Origin of the sequence: Mesorhizobium sp. M7A.F.Ca.CA.002.05.1.1 (genome assembly GCF_003998335.1) — a bacterium.
Lineage (GTDB): Bacteria > Pseudomonadota > Alphaproteobacteria > Rhizobiales > Rhizobiaceae > Mesorhizobium.
On sequence record NZ_RZQI01001218.1, the window covers coordinates 1 to 1,373 of the forward strand.

Consider the following 1,373-nt stretch of genomic DNA (forward strand, 5'->3'; position numbering starts at 1 on the left):
GCCAACGCGCTGACAAAAGCGCCGTTATGGGTGTCGCCGGCGCCATTGGTGTCGACGGCGTTGACCTTGAAGCCGGCAATGGTCTGCGCTGACCCGTGGGCCAACCGTACGTGGCAACCCTTTGCTCCGGAGCGGATGATCACGCCAGCAGCCTGCGGGCAATGGTCGCCCAGAAGTCGCGCCGCGAGACCCTCGACATCGCCCGGGCCGGCAATCTCGGCCGCCTCCCTCGTGTTGCAGCTCAGCCATGTGGTGCGGGCAAGCACCCGCGACAGGATGGAGCGTGGAATGTCCGAGATGACCGGCGTCGGATCGAAGACGAAGGGAATATTCGCCGGCAGCGCCTCGATCCAGTCGGTGAGCGCATCGCGGCTCTTGGGGTAGCTCAGCGTATAGCCGGAGGTGAACACCCAGTCTCCCGGCGCCACCGCGACGGGCGCCATCATATCGAGGCTGAGTACGCTCTCCGCACCTGGCCATGACACGAAGGTGCGTTCGGCGTCGCTGGAGATCATGGCGACGCAATTGCCACTGTCCATCAAGGGCGATGGCGGCGTCAGTGTCGCGATGTTCTCGGCCATGAAGGCGGCGCGCAGGAAGTCGCCATTCGGCCCACTGCCGAGCTGGCCGCCGAACACCACCTGCATGCCGGTGCGGCTGGCCGCCACCATCATGTTGAAGCCGCCGCCGGCGACCTGGGCGAAGCTCGATGCCGTCTTTTCCATGCCGGGCGCCGGCAAAGCGTCGATGCGGTAGACATAATCGACCACGGCACTGCCGATATGGACGAGACGGCCGCTCACGCCGCCGCGTCCTTGCTGGAACCGGCTTTCGCCGCCCTTGCCGCGACAAGGTCGGCGGCGAGCGCGCCAACCTCTGACAAGTCGATGCCGACAAGCCGGAGGATGTACTCTTGCGGCAATCGGGAAAAGCCGGTGCAGGCGCCGGCCATGCCGGCAGCGATGGCGCCGATCGTATCGGTGTCGCCGCCGAGATTGGCGCTGATGATGGCTGCTTGCCAGGGGTCGCCACGGGCGACTTCCAGCACGGCGAAGGCAGCCGGAACGGATTCCTGGCTGGCGACGCCGGTGCCGACCAGATCGGTGATCAGCCGGATCGCATCCCTGATCGCCTTGCCACGCACGATGTCCTGCGCCCAGACGATACGCGCGGCGATGTCGCCGCCGGTGACCCAATGTCCGAGCGTCGCCCCTCGCCTCGCCGCCGCGACCGCGCTGGCCGAAGCATCGCGCCAACCGCCGCCGGCGACGCCGCGGCTGACGGCGGCTGCGACGGCTGCGGCCGAGGCTATGGCGATCGAGGTGTTGTGCGTCGCCCGGCAAGTCTCCGCCACCTTGCCGACGAACGTCTCC

2 protein-coding genes are annotated in these 1,373 nt (G+C 67.7%); both read right to left on the bottom strand.

The features are described 5' to 3' along the window. Positions 1-803, bottom strand: an 803-nt coding sequence (locus tag EN939_RS34265) for a PfkB family carbohydrate kinase (RefSeq protein ID WP_127271833.1), incomplete at its 3' end; no start/stop codon positions are given. Continuing rightward, a partial coding sequence (locus EN939_RS34270) for an ADP-ribosylglycohydrolase family protein (RefSeq protein ID WP_206528428.1) occupies positions 800-1,373 on the bottom strand: 574 nt, incomplete at its 5' end. The genes EN939_RS34265 and EN939_RS34270, both read right to left, overlap by 4 nt.